Genomic DNA, 25154 nt, shown 5'->3' with positions numbered 1-25154 from the left:
GGACTCCCGCATGAAGACCGGCCTCACCACCCCGGCGACCGCCGCACACCGCGTCCAGGTCTTCCGCGACCTGGTCCGGGACAACTCCGCATCGGTCGTCACCGCCCTGCTCCTGAGCCTGGCGGCGACCGCCGCCACCTTGGCCGTCCCGCTCCTGGTCCGGGACCTCATCAAGGCCCTCGGCCAGAACGACTCGGTCATCGATGTGCTGGCCTGGATGGTGCCACTGGCACTGGGCGGCGCCGCGGCCTCCTCCCTCTCGGGGTACCTGCTGGCCCGCACCGGTGAACGGTTCGTCCTGCGGCTGCGCTCGCGGGTCATGGAACACTCGCTGCGGATGCCGCTGCCCGCCGTTCGCGCGGCCGGTCCCGGCAACCTCGTCGCCCGGATCACCTCGGACGCAATGCTGCTGCGATCGGTGGTCGACGTCGGAGCTGTGCAGGTGCCGGTCGCCCTGGCCTCAATCCTCGGCACCATCGTCCTGATGGCGATGATCGACCTGCTGCTCGTGGGGCTGGCCTTCGCCGCCTTCGCCCTCGCCGGCCTGGCCATCTGGTACGTGCTGCGCCGGGTCCGCAAGGGCTACGAGTCGATCCAGATCGCCACCGGGACGCTCGCCCAGCGGTTCACCACCGCCCTCACCTCGCTCCTGACGGTGAAGGCATACCGGGCGGAGCGGCGCACAGCCGAGGCGCTCACCGGTGACGCCGCCGCCCTCACCGACCAGATGCTGCGCGCGTCCCGTCTGCAGTCGGTGGTGCTGCCGCTGATGTCGCTCGGCCAGGAGGTTGCGCTGGCCGGCATCGTGATCGCCGGCAGCGCCCGGATCACCGACGGCGCGCTGTCCCTGGCGGACTTCATCGCCTTCATCCTCTACCTGCTCCAGTTGGTCAGCCCGGTCACCATCCTCGTTCTGGGGTTCGGCCGGCTCCAGACCGGCCTCGCCGCGAAGGCCCGCTTCGAGGACCTGCTGTCCGCACCGACTGAGCCCGACGAGGCGCACGCCGGACCGCTCACCGGCATCCCTTCTGACGACTCCGCGACCCACGCCGTCCGGTTCGAGCACGTGTCGTTCTCCTACCCCGGCCGGCCCGCCCTGCGAGACGTGTCGTTCAGCGCGCCGCGCCGCGGACTGACCGCCGTCGTCGGCCACTCGGGGGCAGGCAAGTCGACTCTGTTCCACCTGATCGAGCGCTTCCTGGACTGTGACCAGGGCACGCTGAGCGTGTTCGGCCATGACGTGGCCCGCTGGCCGCTGGGCGAGTTGCGCTCGCGGATCGGTTACGTCGACCAGTCCTTCACCCTGCTGGAGAGCACCGTCCGGGAGAATCTGCTGCTCGGTCTCGGCGACACCCGCGACGAGGACCCGGCCGCCCTGGACGAGCGGCTGATGGCGGCCCTCGCGTCGGTAGGACTCGACGACGCGGTACGGGCTCTGCCACAGGGCCTGGACACCACGCTGGGCCGGGAGACGGACCTGTCGGGCGGCCAGCGGCAGCGGCTCGCGCTTGCCCGGGCGCTTCTCAGCCCCGCCGAGATACTGCTCCTGGACGAGCCGACGTCACAGATGGACGCGGACAACGAACTGCGCCTGCGGGACGCCGTCGACGAGTTGGCCCGCGAACGGTCCGTCCTGGTCATCGCGCACCGCATGTCGACGATCATGCACGCGGATCACGTGGTGGTGCTGAAGGACGGGACGGTGGCCGCCACTGGCACGCACACCGCCCTGATCACGGCCGACGCCCACTACCGCGACCTGGTTGAGAAGCAGCAGTGGGCGCCCCTCGAACAGGTGGGCGCCGGAGCCTGACCCCCGGCCGGCCCGCCCCACACGCCGCCCCCGGCGCGTCCTTCCCCCAGGACGCGCCGGGGGCGGACCGGATCCGGCCGCCAGACAGCGCACCGCTGTACCTCGCCGAATCCTCTCCCCAGAGCGTGGACCTGGGCGACGTCGTCCGGAACGCCTTGCCCAGTATGTGGAGAACATCAACGCAGGGAAGCGACCACGATGCCGCCGCATTCTCCGTACGGACTACATTGATGACCTTCGACGCCGCGCCGCGGACAACGCATAGGCCCCGCGAAGCCTCCCAGCTGAGGGACACGGCATCCCCCTTCTCTTGGAGCCATCTGGGAGCCGCCCTGCTCCCGATGCCCCCTCCACACCACCCGAGATCAACCGGGACCACCCACCTGACCTGCGCAAACACAATCCAGGCAGGAAAGCTCATTAACCGATCCTTCGGGACGAAGAGGGTGTGGGTCAGGACGCCAGGTGCCGCAAGCGGCCGGCCGCCTCGCGGAGGACGTCGTCCTTCTTGCAGAAGGTGAAGCGGACCTGGCTGCGGCCGGCGTCGGGGTCGTCGTAGAAGACGGAGTTGGGGATGGCGACGACGCCGCAGCGTTCGGGGAGGGCGCGGCAGAAGGCGTAGGCGTCCTTCTCGCCGAAGGGCGTGATGTCGGTGGTGATGAAGTAGGTGCCCTGGGGCTGGTAGACCTCGAACCCGGCGGCGCGTAGGCCGTTGCCGAGCAGGTCGCGCTTGCGGCGGAGGTCGGTGCGGAAGCTGTCGAAGTAGGCGTCCGGCAGGCGCAGTGCTTCGGCGATCGCGTACTGGAAGGGGCCCGCGCTGACGTAAGTCAGGTACTGCTTGGCCGTTCGGACGGCGGAGACGAGCGGGCCGTCAGCCATGACCCAGCCAACCTTCCAACCGGTGAAGGAGAAGGTCTTGCCGGCGGAGGAGATGGAGACGGTGCGCTCACGCATGCCCGGCAGGGCAGCGATGGGGCGGTGCGTGCCTTCGTAGACCAAGTGCTCGTACACCTCGTCGGTGACCACGAGGAGATCGTGTTCGACGGCGAGTGCGGCGATGGCGCTCTGCTCTTCGGCGGTGAGGACCATTCCGGTTGGGTTGTGGGGGGTGTTGAGGAGGAGAAGGCGCGTCCGCGGGGTGATCTTGGCTTGCAGCTCGTCCAGGTCCGGGCGGAAGGACGGGGCACACAGGGTGAGCGGTACGCGCTTCGCTCCGGCCATCGCGATGCAGGCGGCGTAGGAGTCGTAGAAGGGCTCGAAGGCGATCACCTCGTCTCCCGGTTCGAGGAGGGCGAGCATGGCCGCAGCGATTGCCTCCGTAGCACCTGCGGTGACCAGGACCTCCGTGTCGGGGTCGTAGTTCAGGTCGTAGAAGCGGCGCTGGTGGTCGCTGATGGCCGTGCGCAGCTCCGGGACGCCCGGTCCAGGCGGGTACTGATTGCCGCAGCCCTCTCGCAGGGCACGGACGGCGGCCTCACGTACGGCCTCCGGCCCGTCCGTATCTGGGAAGCCTTGGCCCAGGTTGATCGCGCCAGTCGCGGTCGCGAGCGCCGACATCTCCGCGAAGATCGTCGTCCCGAGTCCGTCCAGCCTGCGGTTCAGCAGCGGCCTGCCGCTCATGTCTCCACCGTCCTCACCCGGGTATCCGTCGATCCTTCGGAGACCATCCTGGCCGATGCCCGGCAAGGCGTTCACGCGGCCAGAGTCCAATAGGCAGGTGAAAAACCCTTGACCCAGCCGACCTTCCAGCCGGTGAACGAGAACGTCTTGCCGCTCGACCCGATGGTGACCGTGCGCTCCCGCATCCCGGGGAGGGTCGCCAGCGGCACGTGCTCGGCCTCGTCGAAGACCAGGTGCTCGTACACCTCGTCCGTGACGACCAGCAGGTTCCGCTCCACCGCCAGCTCGGCGATCGCGGTCAGCTCCTCGCGGGTGAGGACCGTGCCGGTCGGGTTGTGCGGGGTGTTGATCAGCAGCAGCCGGGTGCGGTCCGTCACCGCGTCGCGCAGCTCGTCCAGGTCGAGGCGGAACCGGGCCTGCTCGGGGTCCGGACGCAGCGTGACGGGCACGCGCGCGGCGCCCGCCATGGCGATGCAGGCCGCGTAGGAGTCGTAGTACGGCTCCAGGGCCACCACCTCGTCGCCGGGCTCCAGGAGGGCCAGCAGGGTGGCGGCGATGGCCTCCGTGGCGCCCGCGGTGACCAGGACCTCGGTGTCCGGGTCGAAGGACAGGCCGTAGCGGCGGGACTGGTGGTCGGCGATCGCCGTGCGCAGCTCGGGGACGCCCGGTCCCGGCGGGTACTGGTTGCCGCGCCCGTCCCGCAGCGCCCGCACGGCCGCCTCGCGGACCTCCTCGGGGCCGTCCGTGTCCGGGAAACCCTGGCCCAGGTTGATCGAGCCCGTCGTGAGAGCCAGGGCGGACATCTCGGCGAAGATCGTCGTCCCGAACTCGGCGAGGCGACGGTTGAGGAGGGGGCGCGCGGTGGAGGTCATGCCCGTCATCCTGCGCCGAAGCTCTGGAGTTCCTCAACTCTGCTTTGACGGCCGGGACGGTCGGGCATCCCCCGTTCACGCAACGCTCACGCGGCGCGCGAGGCGCCCACGGGGGGCCGCTTCGGGGGAGAGAGGGAAGGAGGGTGGCGCCATGGTCTTCGGCATCATCCTGGCGGTGATCGGAATCGTGTTCGTGGCGGCCCTGGTGGTCAACGCGGGGAAGAGCAACGCCGCGAGGTCGCACCGCGGCGGCCGGTCCCACGGACACAGCAGCAGCGGCAGCGCAGCCGCCGGCGGCAGCTGGTGGGCCGGCGGGGGAGACGGCGGCTCCGGCGGCGGCCACCACGGCGGTCACGGTGGCGGTCACGGCGGTGGTCACGGCGGTCACTCGTGCGGCGGCGGGTCGTCCTGCGGGGGCGGGTCGTCCTGCGGCGGAGGCGGCGGCGGATGCGGCGGAGGCAGCTGACACGGGGCAGCTGAGCTCCCGGGGGGAGCCGCATCCGGACCGCGGGGCCCGGCCGACCACGGGCTCCGCGGTCGCGCCACGTCTCTGGCGGCCGCAGCGTGTACCCGCGGTCACGCCGTTCATGTGGGGCGCGCGGATGCATCTCCCACCGCCTGGCGTGCGCCACAGTTGAACAGTTGAGCTGTGGAACCCCCCGAGGGATGGAAACCCCACGAAGTTGGGTAAAAACGCTGTGGCGGCACCACAGTTCATGATTCCCTCTAAAACACCAACGCAGCCCCTCGGACCCCTTCGGACGTCCCGAGCGGACGACCTTTCCAGACCGGGCTGACCGGGGCCGTTCTCCCGGTGTCGACCGGGGTGCGCCGGACCCGACCTCTCTTCTTTGCGTCTCCGCGGAGTCGACCCATGCTCACGACCCTGAACACCTCCTACACCGACACGCGCGCGGCCGATCTCGCCTGGGCCCTGGGGCGCGAGCCGCTGCCCGCCCTCGCCACCCTCGACCTCGAACTGGACGGGGCGAAACTCCAGTTGAGACTGCTCGGCGCCTCGCACCAGGTGCTGCTGGACGAGGACCAGGGCTCCTGTTCGGAGACAGTGGCCTGCATCCCCGGCAGCAGCACCCCCCTCCCGCTGGGCGTCGCCAAGCGGCTGGGCGACTGGGAGTACGAGTTCGCGGCACGCGTCGAGGTGCTCTCGCCCGGCCAGTTCGCGGGCCGCGCCCAGGAACTCCTGGCCCTCGTCTCCGAGCATCCGCACGGCCTCGCCGGAGTCTTCCCCGGCAGCCCGCACGCCTTCACCGCCCTGCTCGCCCACCGCCACGAGGGCCAGGTCCACTGGCGCACCTGGCACGCCTACCCGCAGGACGGGCAGTTGGTGGCGACCCGGACGAGAGTCGGGATCCGCGTACCGGCGAGCCTCGACGACCCGTCCCCGACGGGCACCCCCCAGCGGACGGCGACTTAGGGCCTCTCGTTTGGATCACGCCGGGCTCGCGGGGTGATCCGGCCTGATCCAAACGAAAGGCCCTAAACGCCCAGCGCCTCCACAGTCCCGAGTTCCACACGTGTGGGTGACGAAGGGCACCCACGCCGTGACGTAACGTCGCAGTCGTGATCGAACCGCACGCGCCGGCCCCACCCGGTGCCCCGCCGCCCTGGCGCGGACCCGCGAGGATCCCCGTCCGGCCGGACACCGGGCGGCTGCTGGTCCTCGCGTGCGTCTTCGTCTGCGCGGCCTGCGGACTCGTCTACGAACTCGAACTCGTCGCCCTCGCCTCCTACTTGATGGGCGACTCCGTCACCCAGGCCTCCGTCGTGCTGTCCGTCATGGTCTTCGCGATGGGCATCGGCTCCCTCGCGGCCAAACGGCTGCGCCGCTTCGCCGCGGCCGGCTTCGGCGCCCTGGAGGCCGGCCTCGCCCTGGTCGGCGGCTGCAGCGCCATGGCGCTGTACGCGGTGTTCGCCTGGACGGGCGACTGGGGCGGCCTGTGGGCCGACGGTCCCCGCATCCTCCTAGTCGCGTTCTCCCTCGCCATCGGTCTGCTCATCGGCGCCGAGGTCCCCCTCCTCATGGAGCTCATCCAGCGCATCCGCCGCCAGGACGCGGGCGGCGCCGTCGCCGACCTCTTCGCCGCCGACTACGTGGGCGCGCTCGTCGGCGGCCTCGCCTTTCCCTTCCTGCTGCTGCCCTTCCTGGGCCAGCTGACGAGCTCGCTGCTGACCGGCGGCGTCAACGTGATCGCCGGCGCCGCCCTGGTCCTGGGCCTGTTCCGGCGCGACCTCACCTGCCGCGCCCGCTGCTTACTGATCGTCGCCAACATCACCGTCCTGGGCGTCCTCGCCTCCGCCGCCGTCCTCGTCGACGACTTCGAACAGGCCGCACGGCAGGCCGTGTACGGCGACGACGTGCGGGTGGCGGTGCGCACCGGCGTCCAGGAGATCGTCCTCACCGGCGGCGTCGAGGGCCGGCCCCTCGACCTCTACCTCGACGGCCGGCTCCGCGTCGGCGGCCGCGACGAGCGCCGCTACCACGAGGCCCTGGTCCACCCCGCGATGAACGGCCCGCACGCGCGCGTGCTGATCCTCGGCGGCGGCGACGGCCTGGCCGCCCGCGAGGCCCTCACCCACCCCGGCGTGCGCCGCGTCGACGTCGTCGACCTCGACCCCGCCCTGGTCCGGCTCGCCCGCACCGACCCCGCCCTGTCCCGCCTCAACGATCACGCCTACCGCGACAGCCGCGTCCACGTCGCCACCGCCGACGCCTTCCAGTGGCTGCGCGGAGCGCCCCCGGCTACGTACGACGTGATCGTCACCGATCTGCCCGACCCCGGGATCACGGCCAGCACGAAGCTCTACTCCCAGGAGTTCTACGGCCTCGCCCGCCGCGCGCTCGCCCCCGGCGGCCGCCTCGCCGTACACGCCGGCCCGGTCGTGACCCGGCGCCGCGTGTTCTGGACGGTCGAGGCGACGATGCGCGCGGCGGGCCTGCACACCGCCCCCTACCGCGTCGACGGCCGCGACAGCGGCTTCACCGCCGGCCCCGACCGCACCGCCGACACCTCCCACGCCCCCCGCGACTGGGGCTTCGTCCTGGCCACCGCCGCCCCCGGCCCGGCCTCCAGCCCGGCCCCCGGCCCACCCCTGCGCCTCGACCACGCCGAGTTCCCCCTGCACACCCTGACCCAGGCGGACCTGACCGCGGACGCCCGGGCCGTACAGGACACCCGCGTGCCGGGCGTACGGGCGTCCACGTTGATCCATCCACGGTACTGACGCCGTGGTGAGCGTGCTCCGGGTGTGGTCGCGTACCACCGGTCGGAGCTCGGCGGGGCCGAATCCCGGTTTCGCCGGGTGCTTTACGGTGACCGCTGGGTAGGCTCCCCACTCATGGAGCAAGAGGTGTTGGTTCCGGTTCCGGCCGAGCGGCTGCGGGCGGCCCTCGCCGATCCCGCGCAGGTGGCCCGGGCGATCCCCGGCCTCCAGCAGGACGCCGGCACCGAGCCCGTCGCCGGGCGGCTGAAGATGCGCATCGGCGGCCACACCATCACCTACCGGGGCGCCGTCCGCGTCACGCCACGCGAGGACGGTACGTACGCCGTGGAGGGCGACGCGACCGAGGCCCGCGGCAGCGGCACGGTGAAACTCGCCCTCACCCTGCGGCTACGGGAGACCGACGCCGGCACGACGCTCCGCTTCGAGGGGACGGCGTCGGCCGACGGCCGGGTCACCGAACTGCCGCCGGAGACCGTGGACTCCGCGATCTCCCGCCTGCTGAACCGCTTCGCGGCAAACCTGGGAGCGGGCGCGGCCGAGGAGACGGCCGAAGCCGAAGAGGGGGATGACGGCGGCGACAACGTCGAGGTCATCGACGTCGTCGACGTCCACGACCTCGACGACGAGGACGGCGAGGACGGCGAGGACGGCGAGGACGGTGAGGACGACGTGGAAGTGCCCCTGCCCCCCACCCCCGTCTTCGAGGACCTCACCGCCCCCGGGGAGCCGCCCGCCGAGGCGGCGCACGCCCGTCGGACGATGATCGGGCGCAGCGCCGAGGAGGTCGACCACGCCCCGCCGCGCGGACGCTACGCCCCCGTCCCGGCCCCGCAGACCGTCGTACCCACCAGCACCCTGCGCTGGGCCGCGCCCGCGGCCGCACTCGTGGTGGCGTCGGCGATCGTGGTCGGCAGGGCACTGCGCCGCCGCGGTTGACACCGCTCTCCGGCCGAGCCCCCTCCGGCCGAGACCCCCTTGATCGCCCCACTAGGCTCATCCCGTGAGTAACGAAGACATCACGCTGACCGCGGGCGACGCGGAGGTGACCGTGCAGCCGGGCAACGGCGGCCGGGTCGGTGGGCTGCGCGTCGGCGGCCTCGAACTGCTGCGCCAGGGGGAGAGGTTCGGGTGCTTCCCGATGGTTCCCTGGTGCGGCCGGATCCGGGAGGGCCGGTTCCGGGACGGCGGCACCGTCCACCAGATGCCGTTGAACGCCGCGCCGAACGCCATCCACGGCACCGTCCGCGACGGCGTCTGGAAGGTCGCGCGGCGGACGGCGGACGAGGTCGTGCTGACGTATGACCTGGTGGAGCCCTGGCCGTACGCGGGCCGCGTCACCCAGGTGGTCACGCTCGCCGAGGACGCCCTGACGCTCGGGATGGCCGTGGAGACGTACGACTCGTCGTTCCCGGCGCAGATCGGCTGGCACCCGTGGTTCAACCGGAACCTCGGGGGCGAGGACGTGCAGGTCGCCTTCGAGCCCGCCTGGCAGGAGGAACGCGGCGACGACCATCTGCCCACCGGCAACCGCATCGAGCCGAAGCCCGGCCCCTGGGACGACTGCTTCGGCATGCCCGGCGGCGTCGACGTCACCCTCACCTGGCCCGGACAGCTCGCGGTGCGGGTGACCAGCGCCGAGGAATGGGTCGTCGTCTACGACGAGCAGGAGGCGGCCGTGTGCGTGGAGCCGCAGACCGGCCCGCCCGACGGCCTGAACACCCTCCCGCGCCTGGTCACGCCCCTGGAGCCGCTGGAGGCCCACACCACCTGGCGCTGGAGCCGCCTCTAAGCTGAGGGGCATGACGGACGTGGATGTACGCGGCGCGCTGCTGCAGCAGATCAAGGACAAGGCCGTGGTGCACGGCAAAGTGACCCTGTCGTCGGGTCTGGAGGCCGACTACTACGTCGACCTGCGACGCGTCACCCTCGACGGGGAGGCCGCGCCGCTGGTCGGGCAGGTGCTGCTCGACCTGACCGCCGAACTCGACTTCGACGCGGTGGGCGGTCTGACGATGGGCGCCGACCCGGTGGCCGGCGCCATGCTGCACGCGGCCGCCGCGCGGGGTCGCAGGCTGGACGCCTTCGTCGTGCGCAAGGCGGCGAAGGCGCACGGGCTGCAGCGGCGCGTCGAGGGCCCGGACATCGCGGGCCGGCGCGTGCTCGTGGTGGAGGACACCTCCACCACCGGCGGTTCGCCGCTCGCCGCCGTGGAGGCCGTGCGCGAGGCGGGCGCCGAGGTGGTGGCCGTCGCGACCATCGTGGACCGGGCGACCGGCGCCGACGAGAAGATCCGCGAGGGCGCGGGGGTGCCCTACCTGTTCGCGTTCTCCAAGGACGACCTGGGCCTCGACTGACCTGCCCCGGCATGTCTGGAAAGATGGGGACGACGATGACGTCACATCCCAGGTCTAGGTCAGGGCCGTAAGCACCCAGTTCACAGCACGCAACCCGCACACCCAAGGAGCGGACGAATGCCCATCGCAACCCCCGAGGTCTACAACGAGATGCTCGACCGGGCGAAGGCAGGCAAGTTCGCCTACCCGGCCATCAACGTGACCTCGTCCCAGACCCTGCACGCGGCGCTGCGCGGCTTCGCCGAGGCGGAGAGCGACGGCATCATCCAGATCACGACGGGTGGCGCCGAGTTCGCGGGCGGCCAGTACAGCAAGGACATGGTGACGGGCGCCCTGGCCCTCGCCGAGTTCGCGCACATCGTCGCCGAGAAGTACCCGGTCACCGTCGCACTGCACACGGACCACTGCCCGAAGGACAAGCTCGACGGGTTCGTGCGGCCGCTGCTCGCGATCTCCGAGGAGCGCGTCAAGGCCGGCCGCAACCCGCTGTTCCAGTCGCACATGTGGGACGGCTCGGCGGAGACCCTCGCCGACAACCTCTCCGTCGCGCAGGAACTGCTGGCCCGCACCGCCGCCGCGAAGATCATCCTCGAGGTGGAGATCACCCCGACCGGCGGCGAGGAGGACGGCGTCTCGCACGAGATCAACGACTCCCTGTACACGACGGTCGACGACGCCGTGCGCACCGTGGAGGCGCTCGGCCTGGGCGACAAGGGCCGCTACCTGCTCGCCGCGTCCTTCGGCAACGTGCACGGCGTGTACAAGCCGGGCAACGTCGTGCTCCGCCCCGACCTGCTCAAGGAGCTGAACGAGGGCATCGCCGCGAAGTACGGCAAGCCGGCCGGCTCCCAGCCGTTCGACTTCGTCTTCCACGGCGGTTCCGGCTCCACCCCGGAGGAGATCGCGACCGCGCTGGAGAACGGCGTCGTCAAGATGAACATCGACACGGACACGCAGTACGCCTTCACGCGTCCCGTCGTCGACCACATGTTCCGCAACTACGACGGCGTCCTGAAGGTCGACGGCGAGGTCGGCTCCAAGAAGACCTACGACCCGCGGACCTGGGGCAAGCTGGCCGAGGCGGGCATGGCCGCGCGCGTCCTCGAGGCCACGCAGAACCTGCGCTCGGCGGGCCAGAAGATCAAGTAAGCCTGTACGGTGCACCGAGCCCGGCGTCTGCCCACGACGCCGGGCTCGCTGTATACCTGAGGACATGCCCGACGTCCGGCTGGCCTCCTCCCAGGGCAAGTGGATCCTGTTCACCACCGTGCTCGGCTCCAGCATGGCCCTGCTGGACTCGACCGTCGTCAACGTCGCCCTGCCGCGCATCGGCCGCGACCTGGACGCCGACCTCGCCGCCCTGCAGTGGACGGTCAACGCCTATCTGCTCACGCTGGCCGGGCTGATCCTGCTCGGCGGTTCCCTGGGGGACCGGTACGGGCGGCGGAGGGTCTTCCTGGTCGGGGTGGTGTGGTTCGCCGCCGCCTCGCTGCTGTGCGGGCTCGCCCCGAACGCCGGGGTGCTGGTCGCCGCCCGTGCCCTGCAGGGCGTCGGCGGCGCGCTCCTCACGCCGGGCTCCCTCGCGCTCATCCAGGCCTCCTTCCGCCGCGACGACCGGGGGCGGGCGGTCGGCCTGTGGTCGGGGTTCGGGGGCATCGGGGCGGCCGTCGGGCCGTTCCTGGGCGGCTGGCTGGTGGACGGGCCGGGCTGGCGGTGGGTGTTCCTGCTGAACGTGCCGCTGGCGCTGGTGTGCGTGCCGGTGGCGCTGCGGCACGTGCCCGAGTCCGGGGACGGACGTGAACACGGCCGCTTCGACGTCCTGGGCGCCGTCCTGGGCGCGCTGGCGCTGGCCCTCGTCACGTACGCCCTGATCGAGGCCGGGAGCGGACCTCTGGGGGTGGTCGTGGCGGCGGCGGTCGCGGGCGTGGCGACCGGGGCCGCCTTCGTGGCGGTGGAGCGGCGCCGCCCGGACCCGATGCTTCCGCCCGACATCTTCGCGTCCCGCCAGTTCACGGCCGTCAACCTGGTCACCCTGTGCGTGTACGCGGCGTTCGGCGGGTTCTTCTTCCTCTCCGCGGTCCAGTTGCAGGTGGTGGCCGGCTGGTCGGCCCTCGGCGCGGGCACGGCACTGCTGCCTACGACGGTGCTGATGCTGCTGCTGTCCGCCCGCTCCGGCGAACTGGCCGACCGCATCGGACCGCGCATCCCGCTCACCGTCGGCCCGCTGCTGTGCGCGGCGGGGATGCTGCTGATGCTGCGGGTGGGGCCGGACGCCTCCTATGTCCCCGACGTCCTGCCGGCCGTCCTGGTCCTCGGCCTCGGCATGGTGTCCCTGGTGGCGCCGCTGACGGCGACCGTCCTGGCCTCCGTGGACGTCGCCCGGGCTGGCCTGGCCAGCGGCATCAACAACGCGGCGGCGCGGGCGGCGGGCCTGATCGCGGTGGCGGCGCTGCCGCTGCTCACCGGGATGGGACAGGAGGCGTACCGCTCGGCGGACGCCTTCGACGACGCGTTCCGCCGGGCGATGATGCTGTGCGCGGGCGTGCTGGCGCTGGGCGCGGCGGTGGCCTTCGCGACCGTACGACGGCCGCCGCCGGACTGCCGCAGGCCCGAGTGCAGGACGCACGGCAGCGTGCTGGCCCCGCCGCTGGAGGGGGAGCGGGCGAAACCGCGGCTTTCAGGCCGTCCGGCGATGGAGGACGAGGCCCCCTAAGGGCCGAAGTTGGGGTCTGGGGGCGGTGGCCCTCGGTGACCTCCCGGCTCGGGGCACACTGGACGCATGTCCATTCACGAGAACCTCCTCGGGGGCCCGCCCCCGACCCACCTCCCCGACGACCCGGAGCCGCGCGAGCTCCTCGCGAACGGCACGGCGCCCGCCGACGTCGCCGCGAAGTACCCGACGTCCTCGCTGGCCTGGGCCCAGCTCGCCGACGACGCGTTCGAGCGGGGCAGCGTGGTGGAGTCGTACGCGTACGCCCGTACGGGCTACCACCGCGGCTTGGACAGCCTGCGGCGGAGCGGCTGGAAGGGCCACGGACCGGTGCCTTGGGAGCACGAGCCGAATCGTGGCTTCCTGCGTGCCCTGCACGCCCTCGCCCGCGCCGCGCAGGCGATCGGCGAGCAGGAGGAGTACGAGCGCTGCACGCAGTTCCTGAAGGACTCCTCGCAGACGGCGGCCCAGACGCTGGGCTAGCCCGTAGGGGTGCGGGTGGCCCGTCCGGTGCTGGTGTGACCGGACGGGCCTTGCGTTTTCGGGTCGGTATTGCGCAGGATGCAGGTGGGGACCGGGGCGCCCTGTCGATGACGGCAGGGGCGGACCGCTACCCGGAGTACACAACAGGAGACAGCGATGTCCCTCCAGGCTCAGCCCCACGAGGCTTCGGAGCCCGAGACCCCGCATCTCGCCCCGAAAATGGACTGGCACAGCGCGGGTACGACGCCGTACGAGGACTACGTCAAGGCGGACGTGCTCACCCACCTCCAGCACACCCTCTCCGACGATCCCGGAGAGATGGTCTTCCTGGTCACGACCCAGGTGATGGAGCTGTGGTTCACCGTCATCGTCCATGAGTGGGAGACGGCGGCCGACGCCCTGCGCTCGGACGACGTGCCGACGGCGATCGCCGCGCTGAAGCGTTCCGTCCGCGAGCTGGAGGCGCTGAACGCCTCCTGGAAGCCGCTCGCCCAGCTGACCCCGGCCCAGTTCAACGCCTACCGCTCCGCGCTCGGCGAGGGCTCCGGCTTCCAGTCGGCGATGTACCGCCGCATGGAGTTCCTGCTCGGCGAGAAGTCCGCGTCCATGCTGGTCCCGCACCGCGGCGCACCCCGCGTGCACGCGGAGCTGGAGAAGGCGCTGCACGAGCCGGGCCTGTACGACGAGGTGCTGCGGCTGCTGGCCCGCCGCGGCCACCCGATCCCCTCCTCCGTCCTGGAGCGGGACGTCTCGCGGCGCTACGAGCCCTCCCCGGACGTCGAAGCGGTGTGGACGACCGTCTACTCGGGCGACGAGAGCGACGAGGTCGCCCGCCTCGGCGAGGCGTTGACGGACGTCGCCGAGCTGGTGTGGCGCTGGCGCAACGACCACCTCGTCGCCACCCGCCGCGCGATGGGAGCGAAGGCGGGCACCGGCGGCTCGGCCGGCGTGGCCTGGCTGGAGAAGCGCACCCAGAAGAACGTGTTCCCCGAGCTGTGGACGGCGAGGTCCCATGTCTGACCGACTCGCCTTCGAGGCGAAGGAGTTGGACGCGGGTGACGAACTCGCGGACCTGCGCGCACGGTTCGTCCTCGACACCGGGTCCGATCACGCCGACGGGGCCGCGGGCGTCTATCTGGACGGCAACTCGCTGGGCGCGCTGCCCGCCGCCGTCCCCGGCCGCGTCGAGGACGTCGTCCGCCGCCAGTGGGGCGAGTTGCGCATCCGCTCCTGGGACGAGAGCGGCTGGTGGACGGCGCCCGAGCGGATCGGCGACCGGATCGCCCCGCTGGTGGGCGCGGCGGCCGGGCAGATCGTGGTCGGCGACTCGACAAGTGTCAACGTCTTCAAGGCACTTGTGGGCGCGGTACGCCTCGCGGACGACGCCGGGGATGCCCGGGACGGCGACCGGGGAGGCCGGGGTGGCGACCGGGGTGTCCGGGACGAGATCCTCGTCGACGCGACGACCTTCCCCACCGACGGCTACATAGCCGAGTCCGCGGCCCGCCTGACCGGCCGCACACTGATCCCGGTGACGCCGGGCGAGGTGCCGGCCGCGCTGTCGGAGCGCACGGCCGCCGTCCTGCTCAACCACGTCGACTACCGCACCGGACGCCTGCACGATCTGCCGTCGCTCACCGCCGCCGTGCACGCGGCGGGCGCGATCGCCGTCTGGGACCTCTGCCACAGCGCGGGCGCCCTGCCGGTGGGCCTCGACGAGCACGGCGTGGACCTCGCGGTGGGCTGTACCTACAAGTACCTGAACGGCGGCCCGGGTTCGCCGGCGTACCTGTACGTCCGACGCGAACTCCAGGACCGCTTCGACTCGCCGCTGCCCGGCTGGAACTCGCACGCGGAGCCCTTCGGCATGCGGGAGACGTACGAGCCGGCCCGGGGCGCGCTGCGCGGGCGCGTCGGCACCCCGGACATCCTGTCGATGCTCGCCCTGGAGGCGGCCCTCGACGTCTGGGAGGGCGTGTCGATCGAGACGGTGCGGGCGAAGTCGTTGGCCCTTACGGACTTCTTCCTGGAGTGCGTCGCCGCGTACGTCCCCGAGGGGCAGGTCGAGTCGCTGACTCCGGTGCGTCACGAGGAGCGGGGCAGCCAGGTGGCGCTGCGCTGCGAGAACGCCGGCGACGTCATGCGGCGGCTCGTGGTGCGCGGGGTCGTCGGCGACTTCCGCCGCCCGGACGTCCTCCGCTTCGGCTTCACCCCGCTGTACGTCGGCTTCGCGGACGTGGAACGGGCGGCGCGGATCCTGGGCGAGGAACTGCGCCGGTCCGGCTGACGAAAGAGCTGGCTGGTCGGCCGGATCCGGCTGGTCGTGGATCCCGTTGATCGTGGATCCGACCGATCACCGATGCGGCTGATTGAGCCGACCGGCTCTCCTGGGCGTACTTGGGGGTACGCCCAGGAGATCGGCATCCCTGGCGGGCAGCCCACAGGGGTGACACCAGCAGAACCGTTTACCTCTCACCCAGCGTGACATCCGTGTGTCCGCGCACGTCACGGGCCTGATACCGTCCCGGCCAGCGGCCGAATTCTCCCCTGGTCCACTATCCGTGCCGTCCAAATCCGTTTCGTCGCTGAGAGGTTGGAGCATGCCGGACGACGTTGTCGCAGCCCGGGCCGCCGCTGAGGAGGAGTCGGCCTTCTCGCATCCGCCCGTCGACCCCGACGTCACCAGGTCGTACGGCGACCACCCCGACCAGGTGATCGACTTCTACGCCCCGCGCGTGGAGAGCGGTCCGGGCGGTTCCGTCCCGCTCGTCGTCGTACTGCACGGCGGGGCCTGGCGCGCACCGTACGACCGGCGGCACGTCACTCCGTTCGCGGACTTCCTGGCCCGACGCGGGTTCGCCGTGGCCAACGTGGAGTACCGGCGCGGCGCCGAGAGCCCGGCCCCGCAGGGGACATCCCCGATCGCGGGGCGCTGGCCCGACACCCTCGACGACATCGCCGCCGCCCTCGACGCGCTCCCCGCCCTCGTCGGGGAGGCCCTGCCGCAGGCCGACGCCCGCCGCACCGTGCTCACCGGCCACTCGGCGGGCGGCCACCTCGCCCTGTGGGCGGCGGCCCGGCATGTGCTGCCCGCCGACGCCCCCTGGCGCACCGGCGGCCCCGCTCCGCTGCGGGGCGTCGTCGCGCTCGCACCGATCGCCGACTTCACGGTCGCCGAGAAACTGGACGTCTGCGGCGGTGCCGCCCGTCAACTCCTCGGCGGTGAGGAGCAGTTCGACGAGCGCCGACCGTACGCCGACCCCGCCCTCCTGCTGCCGACGGGCATCGCGACGACGCTGGTCCAGGGCCGCACCGACCTGGTCGTGCCGCAGGCGGTCGCCGAGGCGTACGCGGACGCGGCGGCGAAGGCGGGCGAGGTGGTGGGCCTGACCCTCCTGGAGGACGTCGGCCACTTCCCGCTCATCGACCCGGCGGCGGACGCGTGCGCGGTGGTGGCGGAGGAGATCGCGCAACTGGCGTGGTGAGGTCGGGAAGGGGAGGGAGTACCCGTAGTACTTGAGACGGAGCCGCTGGAACCCCTCTCACTGGTGACGACGTGGACCCGGGCTGCGCCTACCGTTTTGCATGTGACCGACACGACGCAGATGCACACCACGCACCCGGACGACCCGGCGGACCCGTTCGAGGCCTACCGGCCGCGCAGCCCGGAGTTCCGGGCGGCCGTGGACGCCCTGCGCGGCATGCGCCAGGACCTGTTCCACGACGCCTTCGCCTACCGCCCGCTGCCCCGCCGCGAGCCCACCGGCGTCCTCGCACGCATCGCGAAGGGCCGCAGGCGGGAGTACGCGGCCTGGTCCCGGCACGGGATCGTCGGCGCGGGTGGCGTGCTGGCGATGCTGATCGGCTACACGGACGACGGCGGGGGCCTGTTCGGCACCGTGATCGGCCTGCTCGTCCTGGCGCCGGTGCTGATGACGCTGGTTCGGCCGGTCGGCGCGTTCTGGCTGTCCCTCGCGTCGACGACGGTGGTGGCCCTGGTCGGCACGACCTACGGCAACTGGCCGTGGCTGCCCGGCAGTTTCCTCTCCCACCTGCTGGTCCTGACGGTCGTGGCGATACGCACCCGGCCGCGCACAACGGCGTGGATGTGGCTGCTGACGGGGCTGTACGGCCTCGTCGCCGAGACCGCCTTCAGCTCGGGCCACTACGAGACGAACATCGCGCCGATGCTGGTGTTCTCCGCGATCATCCTGCTCGCCGTCACCGTCTGGCACATCCGCCGGCAGGCCGAGCAGGAGGTGACGGCCCAGCAGACGGTGACCGCGCACGAGCGTTCCCGGCGCACCCTGCTGGAGGAGCGCACCACGATCGCCCGTGAGCTGCATGACGTGGTCGCGCACCACATGTCGGTGGTCGCGATCCAGGCGGAGGCCGCGCCCTACCGGGTGGAGAATCCGCCACCGGAGCTGGAGAAGGCCTTCTCCACCATCCGGGAGAACGCGGTGGCGGCGCTCACGGAGCTGCGCCGGGTGCTGGGCGTGGTCCGCGCCGAGGACTACGAGGTCCCCGACGCCCCGCAGCCCACCCTCGCCGAGCTGGACGCGCTGCTCGCCAACGTGCGGGAGGCCGGTCTGGACGTGGAGAAGGGGATCACGGGCGCGGTGCGCGAACTGCCGCAGGGTGTGGAGCTGTCGGCGTACCGGATCGTGCAGGAGGCGCTGAGCAACACGTTGCGCCACGCGCCCGGGGCGAGCGCCCGAGTGGAGGTGGGGTACGTCCTGGGCGGCCTGGGTCTGCGCGTGGTGAACAGCCGTCCGCCCAACCCGTCCCTGATCAAGCCCTCTCCCGGAGCAGGTCACGGCATCACGGGCATGCGCGAGCGGGTCACGATGCTGAACGGTGAGATGACGGCGGAACCGACACCGGAGGGGGGCTACGAGGTGACGGTGTTCCTGCCGGTCCCGATGGCTTCCGCTTCTTCCGCTTCTTCCGATTCTTCTCCTGACGAGGGTGGAGCATGACGATCCGCGTACTGATAGCGGACGACCAGATGATGGTGCGCGAGGGCTTCTCGGTCCTGCTGAACGCGATGCCGGACATCGAGGTGGTCGGCGAGGCGGTCAACGGCCGGGAGGCGGTGGAGCGGGTCCGCGAACTGACTCCCGACGTGGTCCTGATGGACATCCGTATGCCCGAGCTGAACGGCATCGAGGCGACGCGCGAGATCGTGGCGGCGGACGGATCGGCGAAGGTTCTGGTCCTGACCACCTTCGACCTGGACGAGTACGTCTACCAGGCGCTCCGCGCGGGGGCGTCGGGCTTCCTCCTGAAGGACGCCTCGGCCCGTCAACTGGCGGACGGGGTACGGGTGGTGGCGGCGGGCGAAGCCCTCCTGGCGCCCTCCGTCACCAGGCGGTTGATCACGGAGTTCTCGAAGCTCTCCGACTCCCCACGGCTGTCCCCGACCGCCCAGGCGGCGTACGGCGATCTGACCGAGCGGGAGACGGAGGTGCTGGTCCTGATCGCCCAGGGTCTGTCGAACCTGGAGATAGCCGGCCGGCTGGTGGTGGCGGAGTCGACCATCAAGACCCACGTGAGCAGAATCCTGGTGAAACTGGGCCTGCGGGACCGCACCCAGGCGGCGGTGTTCGCGTACGAGGCGAGGTTGGTGACGCCGGGTTAGGGCCTGTCCGGCGGATCAAGTCCCCGCGTCTGCGGCATGTTCCGCCGGGCAGGCCCTAGATGTATTGCCCTGTGCGGTCGGGGACGCGGCGCTTCCGGTGTCCTGATCAGGCTGAGGCTTCGGGGCCTCGGTTGCGCAGTTGCTCGTTGATGCGCTGGGCTTCTTCGAGCTGGTCTTCGAGGATGATGATGCGGCAGGCGGCCTCGATGGGGGTGCCCTGGTCGACGAGTTCGCGGACACGGGCGGCGATGCGCAGCTGGTAACGGGAGTAGCGGCGGTGGCCGCCTTCGGAGCGCAGCGGGGTGATCAGGCGGTGTTCGCCGAGGGTGCGGAGGAAGGCGGGGGTGGTGCCGAGCATCGCGGCGGCCCGGCCCATGGTGTAGGCGGGGTAGTCGTCGTCGTCGAGATTGTCGGCGGGACGGGTACTGGCAGCGGGCATAGACCTCTTCTTTCAGGGACGCGTCGGGGGGCCCGGGTGCCGTACTGGCACCCGGGCCCCGAGCTTTCAACACCATCTACCGGCCAACTGCGCCGGCCTTCTGTGTCCGCAGGTTCCGCCCGGGTGGGCGGGGCTGCGGGGATCGCTGATGCGTGACCGGGGACCACCTTCCAATCCGGGGCCTGCGGTACCCGGGCGGCTACTCCCTCGCCCGGGCGATCCTGATGGCGTCTGCTCCTTTTCTTCGGTGACTTCGCTTGTACTGCTGGATACCGCGGGTACTGCTCACGGCCCTCAGAGGCCGCGTCCTGCTTGACCTGCTTGCACGGCAGTTCATGTCTGCCGTGCCCACTTCGACTTCCTGGGTACGAAGAAACAGTAACCCCGCGGCATGCCGATGTCTACTGCCGCCATGACAGATTTTCTTCATGTCCGATGCATGCAATTCTGTCGCATCCAGCGCTTGAGGGTGAAGGTGAAGTCGCCACGCCACGGGTCAGGGTGTTGTGGACGGGCCGGTGCGGACGATGGCCTGGTCTCCCCGTGGGCCGAACAGGTGCAGGATCTCCACGGCGTTCGTGTCCGCCGGGCCGAACCAGTGAGGCTCGGCGGTGTCGAACTCGGCCACTTCGCCGGGCCGCAGCGTGAAGTCCCGCGCCCCGAGGATGAGGCGTAGCCGGCCGGCGAGGACGTAGAGCCATTCGTAGCCCTCGTGGGTGACCAGTTCCGGCCGGCGGGGCGCCAATACCTGCTTGAAGACCTGCACGCGGCCCGGGTACTGCGTCAGGGGAACGAGCACGCTCCCGCGCTCCTTGTGCAGGGGCCGCAGGTGTACCCGGGGGTCACCGCTGGCCGGCGCCGCCACCAGCTGGTCGAGTGCGACGCGGTGCGCCCGGGCCAGCGGGATGAGCAGGTCCAGAGTCGGGCGTCGACGGCCCGATTCCACCCGGGACAGTGTGCTGACCGAGATCCCGGTCGTGGCCGCGAGCGCCTCGAGCGTGAGTCCTCGTTCCCGGCGCAGCCTGCGCAACCGGGGTCCGATGCCGTCGAGGATCTGCTCAAGCTCGCGTCCCCGGATCCTGTGTTCATGGATCCAGTTTTGCAGTGTTCGCAAAATTGATGGGCCGCGGCCGTCGTGCGAGCCGAGTCTTGCCGGGCCATTGTTTCCCGGACGTCAGAGGTAGACCGTGACCGAGACCGAGACCGAGACGACACACCCTGTTCAACCCGTTCAGCCCGTTCAACCCGTGCTGAGTGCGCGCAGACGCTGGACGGTGCTGGCCGTCTGCTGCCTGAGCATGTTCCTGGTGGGCCTGGACACCACAGTCGTCAATGTGGGCCTGCCGGCCATCGGGCGCGGCCTGGACGTCGACACGCGCGGCCTCGAATGGATCGTGGACGCCTACACCCTCGTCCTGGCCAGTTGCCTGATCTCCTCCGGCGCACTGGCGGATCGCTTCGGACGCCGCCGGGTGTTCCAGTGCGGGCTGGCCGTGTTCGGCGCGGCCTCACTGCTCTGCGCGCTCGCCCCGTCGGCGGGCGTGCTCATCGCGGCCCGCGCCGTGCAGGGCGTCGGCGCCTCGATGCTCAGCCCCGTGGCGCTCGCGATCGTGGTGAACGCGATGCCGGACCCGAAGGAACGGGCGCAGGCGATCGGCGTCTGGGCGTCGGTGTTCGGACTGAGCATGGCCGCCGGACCTGTCACGGGCGGCGCACTGCTCGCAGGGCTCGACTGGCGGGCGCTGTTCTGGATCAACGCACCCGTCGTCGCGGCCGCTCTGCTGCTCAGTGCGGTGTTCGTGCCGGAGTCCCGGGCACCGCGGGCCCGGCCGCTCGACCTGCCCGGCCAGGTCCTGCTGACCATCGTCCTCGCCGTCGTGGTCGGCGTCCTGATCGAAGGACCGCGCATCGGCTGGACGTCGCCCGCGGCGCTGGCGGGATACGCGGGGGCCGCCATGGCGACTGCCGGGTTCGTGTGGGCCGAGTCCCGCCGACGTGAGCCGCTGATGGATCCACGGCTCTTCGGGCGACCGGTCTTCACAGGCGCCGTCGTGGGCGCGGTCGCGGTCTTCGTCGCCCTGAACGTGACACTGCTGCTGAACACCCTCTACCTGCAGCACACCCGGGAATGGACGCCGCTGGCCGCCGGCGTGGCGACCCTGCCCCTGGCCGTCGGAGCGAGCCTCTGCGCGCCCTGGTCGGGCCGCATGGTCGGCCGCACGGGACCACGGCTGCCGCTGCTCCTCGCCGGCGGGTTCATCACGGCCGGCGGGCTCTGCATGGTCCGGCTCACCCCGCACACGAGCGTGCTCCTGCTTCTGGCCGCGTACGCGCTCATCGGCATCGGGTTCGGCTTCGCCAACGCCCCGATCACCAACACGGCGGTCAACGGACTGCCGCTCGCCCGGGCCGGCGTGGCCGGTGCGATCACCTCCACCGCACGGCAACTCGGCTCCGCCCTCGGCATCGCTCTCGCCGGAGGCCTGGTCACGGCCGCCAGCCCGACGGAACTCGCACACGCGTCCCGCCCGGGCTGGATCCTGGTCGCTGCCTGCGGCGCACTGCTCTTCGTCGTCGCCCACGTGTCACGACCGGCGAAGGCCGTCACGGCCCCCGCGTGACGCTGTTCAGAACTGTTGGACGAAAGCGCGCCAGCCCTCACGGGAGACGGCGAGGAGGGGGCCGTCGTGCTGCTTGCTGTCGCGGACGGCGCGGCCGCCGGTGGCGGTGTCGGCGACCTCGACGCAGGCGTTCTCCGCGCCCGAGTGCGAGGACTTCCAGAAGGGGCTAACGACCTCGGTCGATGTGTCTTCCTTCTAGCTCCGCAGTATGCCCCGGATGAGCTTCGCGCTCGCGTCCGGTGTCAACGCTGACGATCGTAGTAGGTCGAACGCACTGGCGTAAGCGGCAAGGTCCTCGGCCCCTTCCAGGACGGACGTGCCCCGCAGATTGTCCATGGCGACCGCTTCGACCGTCGGCTCCTCATCGAAGCTGAAGGAGTAGAAGGCGCAGGAGTAGCCCGCCAGTACGCCCGCGCTGATCGGCAGCACCTGTACGGTGACGTTCTTCCGCTTTCCGACTTCAAGGATCGCGGACAGCTGCTCCCGGTGGATCTCGATACTCACCAGCGGTTGCGCGAGGACCGCTTCCCAGAGGATGGCCGTGTACGAGGCTCCACCCTCCTCGATCTTCGCCTGCCTTCCCATGCGGACCTTCACCAACTGGGCGGCCCGTTCCGGCTCGATGTAGTGGGGACTGGCGGCGATAACCGCTTCCGCATAGGCCGGTGTCTGCAGGAGTCCCGGCATCATCACCGGCTGCCACTCGCGGATGTAGGTCGCGTCGTCCTCCAACGCGATGTGATCGACGTAGTCGGGCCGTAGGTGCTCGGCATGTTCGAGCCACCAGCCCCTGTTCTTCGAGTGCTTGGCCAACTCTTCCAGCTTGGCGCAGACGTCCGGGTCCCTTACGCCGTACGCATCCAGCAGTAGCCGCACTTCGATGACGCGCGCGGTGACGTGCCCACTCTCAAGGCGGCTGATCCTGGCCTGACTTGACGCGATGACCGTCGCAGCCTGTGGCTGGTCGAACTTGGCGTCCAGCCGGTACTGCCTGAGTGCCCTGCCGAGACGCCTGCTGCGCACCGTCGGCCGTCCACCTGCGGGCATGGGGCGACGAACGACGCAGCCATCTCCCGCAACCCGCCCATCCCTTCCGCCCCTCCCCGCGTCAGCCCGAGGAATCCCTCACCGCATCCAACGACCACCACCGGCAAAGGTCACCCATTCGACCAAGAAACTCCTGTTCCCCTCCAGAGCCGCCGGACCTGCTGCGGCAGCGAGACTCACCCATGCGCGCCAGAACACACCCGTGCACACTCAATCGCCAGCAGTTCACAACCCCTGTCAGGGCCGTGCGCTCTAGACTCACCGGGTCTCAACACGAACAACTCTCCTGGAGCAACTGCCTTGCGCACAGCACGAATAGCCACTGTCCTTGGTGGCATCGCCGCCGCGACCCTGCTCACGATCGGCAACGCCTCGGCCGTCAACTTCGAGATCGACGAGGCCGACCCCACGCCGTATGACGGGAGTGTTCCGTCCGCCGGCGCGTGCGCCCACAACTCCGTGGGCAAGGGCTGCTTCCGCGAGGTCGGGGACTGGTTCGAGGTCGTCGACGAGAAGCAGGACGGGCACGCGACCCTCGTCGCCTGGCGCAGCGTCTACCCCGAGACCCAGGCGACCATTCGGCAGGGAACCATCTGGAACACCGCCGGCTTCCAGACGTATCGTTACCAGAACAAGGACCTCCACGAGGGATACATCCTCGAGATCCGGGTCTGCGCCGGCGAGTGGCACAACAAGCACGTCATCGACAGCTCCTGCAGCGCCTGGACTACCACCAAGTCCTGACCCCCACCCCGGCCGGTCTGATTGCCGTTTCCCGAGTCCCCCCTGGTCAGCACCCCCGGGCACGGGCTAGCGTCCGGTCATGGCTGTAGTCGATGACCTTTCCTTCGATCCGTGGGATCCGGCGTTCGTGGCGGATCCGTATCCGGCGTATGCCGAGCTCCGGGGACGGGGGCGGGTGATCTACTACGAGCCGACCGACCAGTGGCTGGTGTCGCGGCATGCGGATGTGTCGGCGTTGTTGCGGGAGCGGCGGCTGGGGCGGACGTATCAGCACCGGTTCACGCACGAGGACTTCGGGCGGACCGCGCCGCCCCCCGAGCAGGAGCCGTTCCACACGCTCAACGACCACGGGATGCTCGACCTGGAGCCGCCGGACCACACGCGGATCCGGCGGCTGGTGTCGAAGGCGTTCACGCCGCGCACCGTGGAGCAGTTGAAGCCGTATGTGCGGCGGCTGGCCGGGGAGCTGGTGGACCGGCTGGTGGAGGCGGGCGGGGGCGATCTGCTGAGCGAGGTCGCCGAGCCGCTGCCCGTCGCCGTGATCGCGGAGATGCTGGGGATTCCGGAGTCGGACCGGGGGCCGCTGCGGCCCTGGTCGGCCGACATCTGCGGGATGTACGAGCTTCACCCGTCGCAGGAGACCGCGGCGCGGGCTGTGCGCGCCTCCGTCGAGTTCTCCGAGTATCTGCGGGAGCTGATCGCCGCCCGGCGCAAGGAGCCCGGCGACGATCTGATCTCCGGGCTCATCGCCGCCCACGACGAGGGCGACCGGCTCACCGAGCAGGAGATGATCTCGACCGCCGTGCTGCTGCTGAACGCCGGGCACGAGGCGACCGTCAATGCCACCGTCAACGGGTGGTGGGCGCTGTTCCGGAACCCGGAGCAGTTGGCCGCGCTGCGTGCCGATCACTCGCTCGTGCCGTCCGCCGTCGAGGAGTTGATGCGGTACGACACCCCGCTGCAGCTCTTCGAGCGGTGGGTGCTGGACGACATCGAGATCGACGGGACCGTCGTGCCCCGGGGGGCCGAGATCGCCATGCTGTTCGGGTCCGCCAACCACGACCCGGCCGTGTTCGCCGACCCGGAGCGGCTCGATCTGACCCGCGCGGACAACCCGCACATCTCCTTCAGCGCGGGCATCCACTACTGCATCGGCGCACCGCTGGCCCGCATCGAGCTGGCCGCGTCGATGACGGCACTGCTGGAACGCGCCCCGACCCTGTCCCTCGCCGCCGAGCCGCGGCGCAAGCCGAACTTCGTGATCCGCGGGCTGGAGGGGCTCAGCGTGACCCTCTGACGCGGGCTAGGAGACGGGGGAGCAGGCGGCTGGTCACGGCCCACAGAGCCAGGCCGGCGGCCGTCCCGCCCAGCAGCGCCAGCGGCAGTTCGGCGTAGAGGACCTTCCAGTCGGGGGCCTGCTCGAACCGCCAGAAGCGGGCGCGGACGTCCACGGCCCACACGGCGAGCCCCGCGCCCCACCCGAGCGCCATGGCGAGGCAACCGACGGCCGACTGCGTACGTTGTCCCATGCCTCGCATGGACGCGCGCAGGCTGCCACAGGGTT

The 25154-nt window shown here is 71.1% G+C and carries 23 protein-coding genes and 2 pseudogenes; 18 read left to right on the top strand and 7 right to left on the bottom strand.

The window, feature by feature from the left end:
* Window positions 1–10 precede the first annotated feature (10 nt).
* Window positions 11–1813, top strand: coding sequence for an ABC transporter ATP-binding protein (locus ACIBTS_RS16480; RefSeq protein WP_399319930.1), 1803 nt, complete (start codon window positions 11–13; stop codon window positions 1811–1813).
* Between the two features lie 453 nt (window positions 1814–2266).
* On the opposite strand, the gene ACIBTS_RS16475 is transcribed toward ACIBTS_RS16480, so the two are convergent.
* On the bottom strand, window positions 2267–3433 hold the full coding sequence (locus ACIBTS_RS16475; protein ID WP_399319928.1) for a pyridoxal phosphate-dependent aminotransferase: 1167 nt from the start codon (window positions 3431–3433) through the stop codon (window positions 2267–2269).
* Between the two features lie 110 nt (window positions 3434–3543).
* Window positions 3544–4314 (bottom strand): annotated as a pseudogene (locus tag ACIBTS_RS16470) (aminotransferase class I/II-fold pyridoxal phosphate-dependent enzyme); the annotation flags it as partial.
* Between the two features lie 142 nt (window positions 4315–4456).
* Here ACIBTS_RS16470 and ACIBTS_RS16465 point away from each other — a divergent pair.
* From ACIBTS_RS16465 to ACIBTS_RS16400, 14 genes are all read left to right on the top strand, one after another.
* On the top strand, window positions 4457–4771 hold the full coding sequence (locus tag ACIBTS_RS16465) for a hypothetical protein (RefSeq protein ID WP_399319926.1): 315 nt from the start codon (window positions 4457–4459) through the stop codon (window positions 4769–4771).
* 408 nt (window positions 4772–5179) lie between these two features.
* Window positions 5180–5740: a DUF2617 family protein gene (locus tag ACIBTS_RS16460; protein WP_399319924.1), complete on the top strand. Its 561-nt coding sequence runs from the start codon at window positions 5180–5182 to the stop codon at window positions 5738–5740.
* 146 nt (window positions 5741–5886) lie between these two features.
* Window positions 5887–7548: a polyamine aminopropyltransferase gene (locus tag ACIBTS_RS16455; RefSeq protein ID WP_399319922.1), complete on the top strand. Its 1662-nt coding sequence runs from the start codon at window positions 5887–5889 to the stop codon at window positions 7546–7548.
* Between the two features lie 114 nt (window positions 7549–7662).
* Complete coding sequence (locus ACIBTS_RS16450) at window positions 7663–8484, top strand: SRPBCC domain-containing protein (RefSeq protein ID WP_399319921.1); 822 nt, start codon at window positions 7663–7665, stop codon at window positions 8482–8484.
* 64 nt (window positions 8485–8548) lie between these two features.
* Window positions 8549–9337, top strand: coding sequence for an aldose 1-epimerase (locus ACIBTS_RS16445; protein WP_399319919.1), 789 nt, complete (start codon window positions 8549–8551; stop codon window positions 9335–9337).
* Between the two features lie 10 nt (window positions 9338–9347).
* Window positions 9348–9902 carry an orotate phosphoribosyltransferase gene (pyrE, locus tag ACIBTS_RS16440; protein ID WP_079660894.1) on the top strand — a complete coding sequence of 185 codons (555 nt, stop codon included), beginning with the start codon at window positions 9348–9350 and terminating at the stop codon, window positions 9900–9902.
* 117 nt (window positions 9903–10019) lie between these two features.
* A complete protein-coding gene (gene fbaA, locus ACIBTS_RS16435; RefSeq protein WP_399319917.1) occupies window positions 10020–11051 on the top strand; it encodes a class II fructose-bisphosphate aldolase in 1032 nt (343 codons plus the stop codon).
* A 64-nt stretch (window positions 11052–11115) separates the two neighbouring features.
* Complete coding sequence (locus ACIBTS_RS16430; RefSeq protein ID WP_399319916.1) at window positions 11116–12615, top strand: MFS transporter; 1500 nt, start codon at window positions 11116–11118, stop codon at window positions 12613–12615.
* A gap of 66 nt (window positions 12616–12681) precedes the next feature.
* Window positions 12682–13095, top strand: a complete 414-nt coding sequence (locus tag ACIBTS_RS16425) for a DUF3151 domain-containing protein (protein WP_399319915.1) — start codon at window positions 12682–12684, stop codon at window positions 13093–13095.
* Window positions 13096–13251: 156 nt separating this feature from the next.
* Window positions 13252–14115 carry a tryptophan 2,3-dioxygenase family protein gene (locus ACIBTS_RS16420; protein ID WP_399319913.1) on the top strand — a complete coding sequence of 288 codons (864 nt, stop codon included), beginning with the start codon at window positions 13252–13254 and terminating at the stop codon, window positions 14113–14115.
* Complete coding sequence (gene kynU / locus ACIBTS_RS16415) at window positions 14108–15382, top strand: kynureninase (RefSeq protein WP_399319911.1); 1275 nt, start codon at window positions 14108–14110, stop codon at window positions 15380–15382. Before ACIBTS_RS16420 ends, kynU begins: the two co-directional genes overlap by 8 nt.
* Window positions 15383–15695: 313 nt before the next feature.
* A complete protein-coding gene (locus ACIBTS_RS16410; protein WP_399319909.1) occupies window positions 15696–16580 on the top strand; it encodes an alpha/beta hydrolase in 885 nt (294 codons plus the stop codon).
* A 102-nt stretch (window positions 16581–16682) separates the two neighbouring features.
* Window positions 16683–18077 carry a histidine kinase gene (locus ACIBTS_RS16405; RefSeq protein ID WP_399319907.1) on the top strand — a complete coding sequence of 465 codons (1395 nt, stop codon included), beginning with the start codon at window positions 16683–16685 and terminating at the stop codon, window positions 18075–18077.
* Window positions 18074–18739 carry a response regulator transcription factor gene (locus tag ACIBTS_RS16400; RefSeq protein ID WP_319341625.1) on the top strand — a complete coding sequence of 222 codons (666 nt, stop codon included), beginning with the start codon at window positions 18074–18076 and terminating at the stop codon, window positions 18737–18739. Before ACIBTS_RS16405 ends, ACIBTS_RS16400 begins: the two co-directional genes overlap by 4 nt.
* A 106-nt stretch (window positions 18740–18845) precedes the next feature.
* Here the strand turns inward: ACIBTS_RS16400 and ACIBTS_RS16395 are convergent, their stop codons facing one another.
* Both ACIBTS_RS16395 and ACIBTS_RS16390 read right to left on the bottom strand, forming a co-directional pair.
* Window positions 18846–19178, bottom strand: coding sequence for a MerR family transcriptional regulator (locus ACIBTS_RS16395; RefSeq protein WP_319341624.1), 333 nt, complete (start codon window positions 19176–19178; stop codon window positions 18846–18848).
* A gap of 496 nt (window positions 19179–19674) precedes the next feature.
* Entirely contained in the window at window positions 19675–20271 is a 597-nt protein-coding gene (locus tag ACIBTS_RS16390; protein ID WP_399320135.1) for a helix-turn-helix domain-containing protein, read from the bottom strand.
* Window positions 20272–20425: 154 nt separating this feature from the next.
* On the opposite strand from ACIBTS_RS16390, the gene ACIBTS_RS16385 reads away from it, so the two are divergent.
* The gene (locus ACIBTS_RS16385; RefSeq protein WP_399319905.1) at window positions 20426–21799 is read left to right on the top strand and encodes an MFS transporter; all 1374 of its coding nucleotides are present in this window, start codon (window positions 20426–20428) and stop codon (window positions 21797–21799) included.
* A gap of 6 nt (window positions 21800–21805) precedes the next feature.
* On the opposite strand, the pseudogene ACIBTS_RS16380 reads toward ACIBTS_RS16385, so the two are convergent.
* Both ACIBTS_RS16380 and ACIBTS_RS16375 read right to left on the bottom strand, forming a co-directional pair.
* Window positions 21806–21898: pseudogene (locus tag ACIBTS_RS16380) on the bottom strand (DUF397 domain-containing protein); the annotation flags it as partial.
* A 96-nt stretch (window positions 21899–21994) separates the two neighbouring features.
* Window positions 21995–22846 carry a helix-turn-helix domain-containing protein gene (locus ACIBTS_RS16375; RefSeq protein ID WP_399319903.1) on the bottom strand — a complete coding sequence of 284 codons (852 nt, stop codon included), beginning with the start codon at window positions 22844–22846 and terminating at the stop codon, window positions 21995–21997.
* Window positions 22847–23146: 300 nt separating this feature from the next.
* Between ACIBTS_RS16375 and ACIBTS_RS16370 the strand changes: the two genes are divergently transcribed.
* The gene (locus ACIBTS_RS16370; RefSeq protein WP_399319901.1) at window positions 23147–23590 is read left to right on the top strand and encodes a hypothetical protein; all 444 of its coding nucleotides are present in this window, start codon (window positions 23147–23149) and stop codon (window positions 23588–23590) included.
* 79 nt (window positions 23591–23669) lie between these two features.
* Window positions 23670–24887 (top strand): cytochrome P450, encoded by a 1218-nt coding sequence (locus tag ACIBTS_RS16365; protein ID WP_319675111.1) that lies wholly within the window; start codon window positions 23670–23672, stop codon window positions 24885–24887.
* On the opposite strand, the gene ACIBTS_RS16360 is transcribed toward ACIBTS_RS16365, so the two are convergent.
* Complete coding sequence (locus ACIBTS_RS16360; RefSeq protein ID WP_399319899.1) at window positions 24871–25119, bottom strand: hypothetical protein; 249 nt, start codon at window positions 25117–25119, stop codon at window positions 24871–24873. The two genes, ACIBTS_RS16365 and ACIBTS_RS16360, sit on opposite strands and share 17 nt — an antisense overlap.
* Window positions 25120–25154: the final 35 nt, after the last annotated feature.

The organism is Streptomyces sp. NPDC050121, assembly GCF_044460385.1.
Lineage (GTDB): Bacteria > Actinomycetota > Actinomycetes > Streptomycetales > Streptomycetaceae > Streptomyces > Streptomyces soliscabiei.
Note: the sequence above shows the minus strand (reverse complement) of the source record. Positions and strands in the feature narration are given on the sequence as shown.

What these genes read in the sequence shown, in the direction of transcription:
- pyrE (WP_079660894.1), top strand. Translation starts at nt 9,348, where the DNA reads ATGACGGACGTGGATGTACGCGGCGCGCTGCTGCAGCAGATCAAGGAC.
- kynU (WP_399319911.1), top strand. Translation starts at nt 14,108, where the DNA reads ATGTCTGACCGACTCGCCTTCGAGGCGAAGGAGTTGGACGCGGGTGAC.
- ACIBTS_RS16395 (WP_319341624.1), bottom strand. Translation starts at nt 19,178, where the DNA reads ATGCCCGCTGCCAGTACCCGTCCCGCCGACAATCTCGACGACGACGAC.
- ACIBTS_RS16375 (WP_399319903.1), bottom strand. Translation starts at nt 22,846, where the DNA reads ATGCCCGCAGGTGGACGGCCGACGGTGCGCAGCAGGCGTCTCGGCAGG.
- ACIBTS_RS16430 (WP_399319916.1), top strand. Translation starts at nt 11,116, where the DNA reads ATGCCCGACGTCCGGCTGGCCTCCTCCCAGGGCAAGTGGATCCTGTTC.
- ACIBTS_RS16410 (WP_399319909.1), top strand. Translation starts at nt 15,696, where the DNA reads ATGCCGGACGACGTTGTCGCAGCCCGGGCCGCCGCTGAGGAGGAGTCG.
- ACIBTS_RS16425 (WP_399319915.1), top strand. Translation starts at nt 12,682, where the DNA reads ATGTCCATTCACGAGAACCTCCTCGGGGGCCCGCCCCCGACCCACCTC.
- ACIBTS_RS16465 (WP_399319926.1), top strand. Translation starts at nt 4,457, where the DNA reads ATGGTCTTCGGCATCATCCTGGCGGTGATCGGAATCGTGTTCGTGGCG.
- ACIBTS_RS16480 (WP_399319930.1), top strand. Translation starts at nt 11, where the DNA reads ATGAAGACCGGCCTCACCACCCCGGCGACCGCCGCACACCGCGTCCAG.
- fbaA (WP_399319917.1), top strand. Translation starts at nt 10,020, where the DNA reads ATGCCCATCGCAACCCCCGAGGTCTACAACGAGATGCTCGACCGGGCG.
- ACIBTS_RS16450 (WP_399319921.1), top strand. Translation starts at nt 7,663, where the DNA reads ATGGAGCAAGAGGTGTTGGTTCCGGTTCCGGCCGAGCGGCTGCGGGCG.
- ACIBTS_RS16475 (WP_399319928.1), bottom strand. Translation starts at nt 3,433, where the DNA reads ATGAGCGGCAGGCCGCTGCTGAACCGCAGGCTGGACGGACTCGGGACG.
- ACIBTS_RS16420 (WP_399319913.1), top strand. Translation starts at nt 13,252, where the DNA reads ATGTCCCTCCAGGCTCAGCCCCACGAGGCTTCGGAGCCCGAGACCCCG.
- ACIBTS_RS16360 (WP_399319899.1), bottom strand. Translation starts at nt 25,119, where the DNA reads ATGGGACAACGTACGCAGTCGGCCGTCGGTTGCCTCGCCATGGCGCTC.
- ACIBTS_RS16400 (WP_319341625.1), top strand. Translation starts at nt 18,074, where the DNA reads ATGACGATCCGCGTACTGATAGCGGACGACCAGATGATGGTGCGCGAG.
- ACIBTS_RS16460 (WP_399319924.1), top strand. Translation starts at nt 5,180, where the DNA reads ATGCTCACGACCCTGAACACCTCCTACACCGACACGCGCGCGGCCGAT.
- ACIBTS_RS16365 (WP_319675111.1), top strand. Translation starts at nt 23,670, where the DNA reads ATGGCTGTAGTCGATGACCTTTCCTTCGATCCGTGGGATCCGGCGTTC.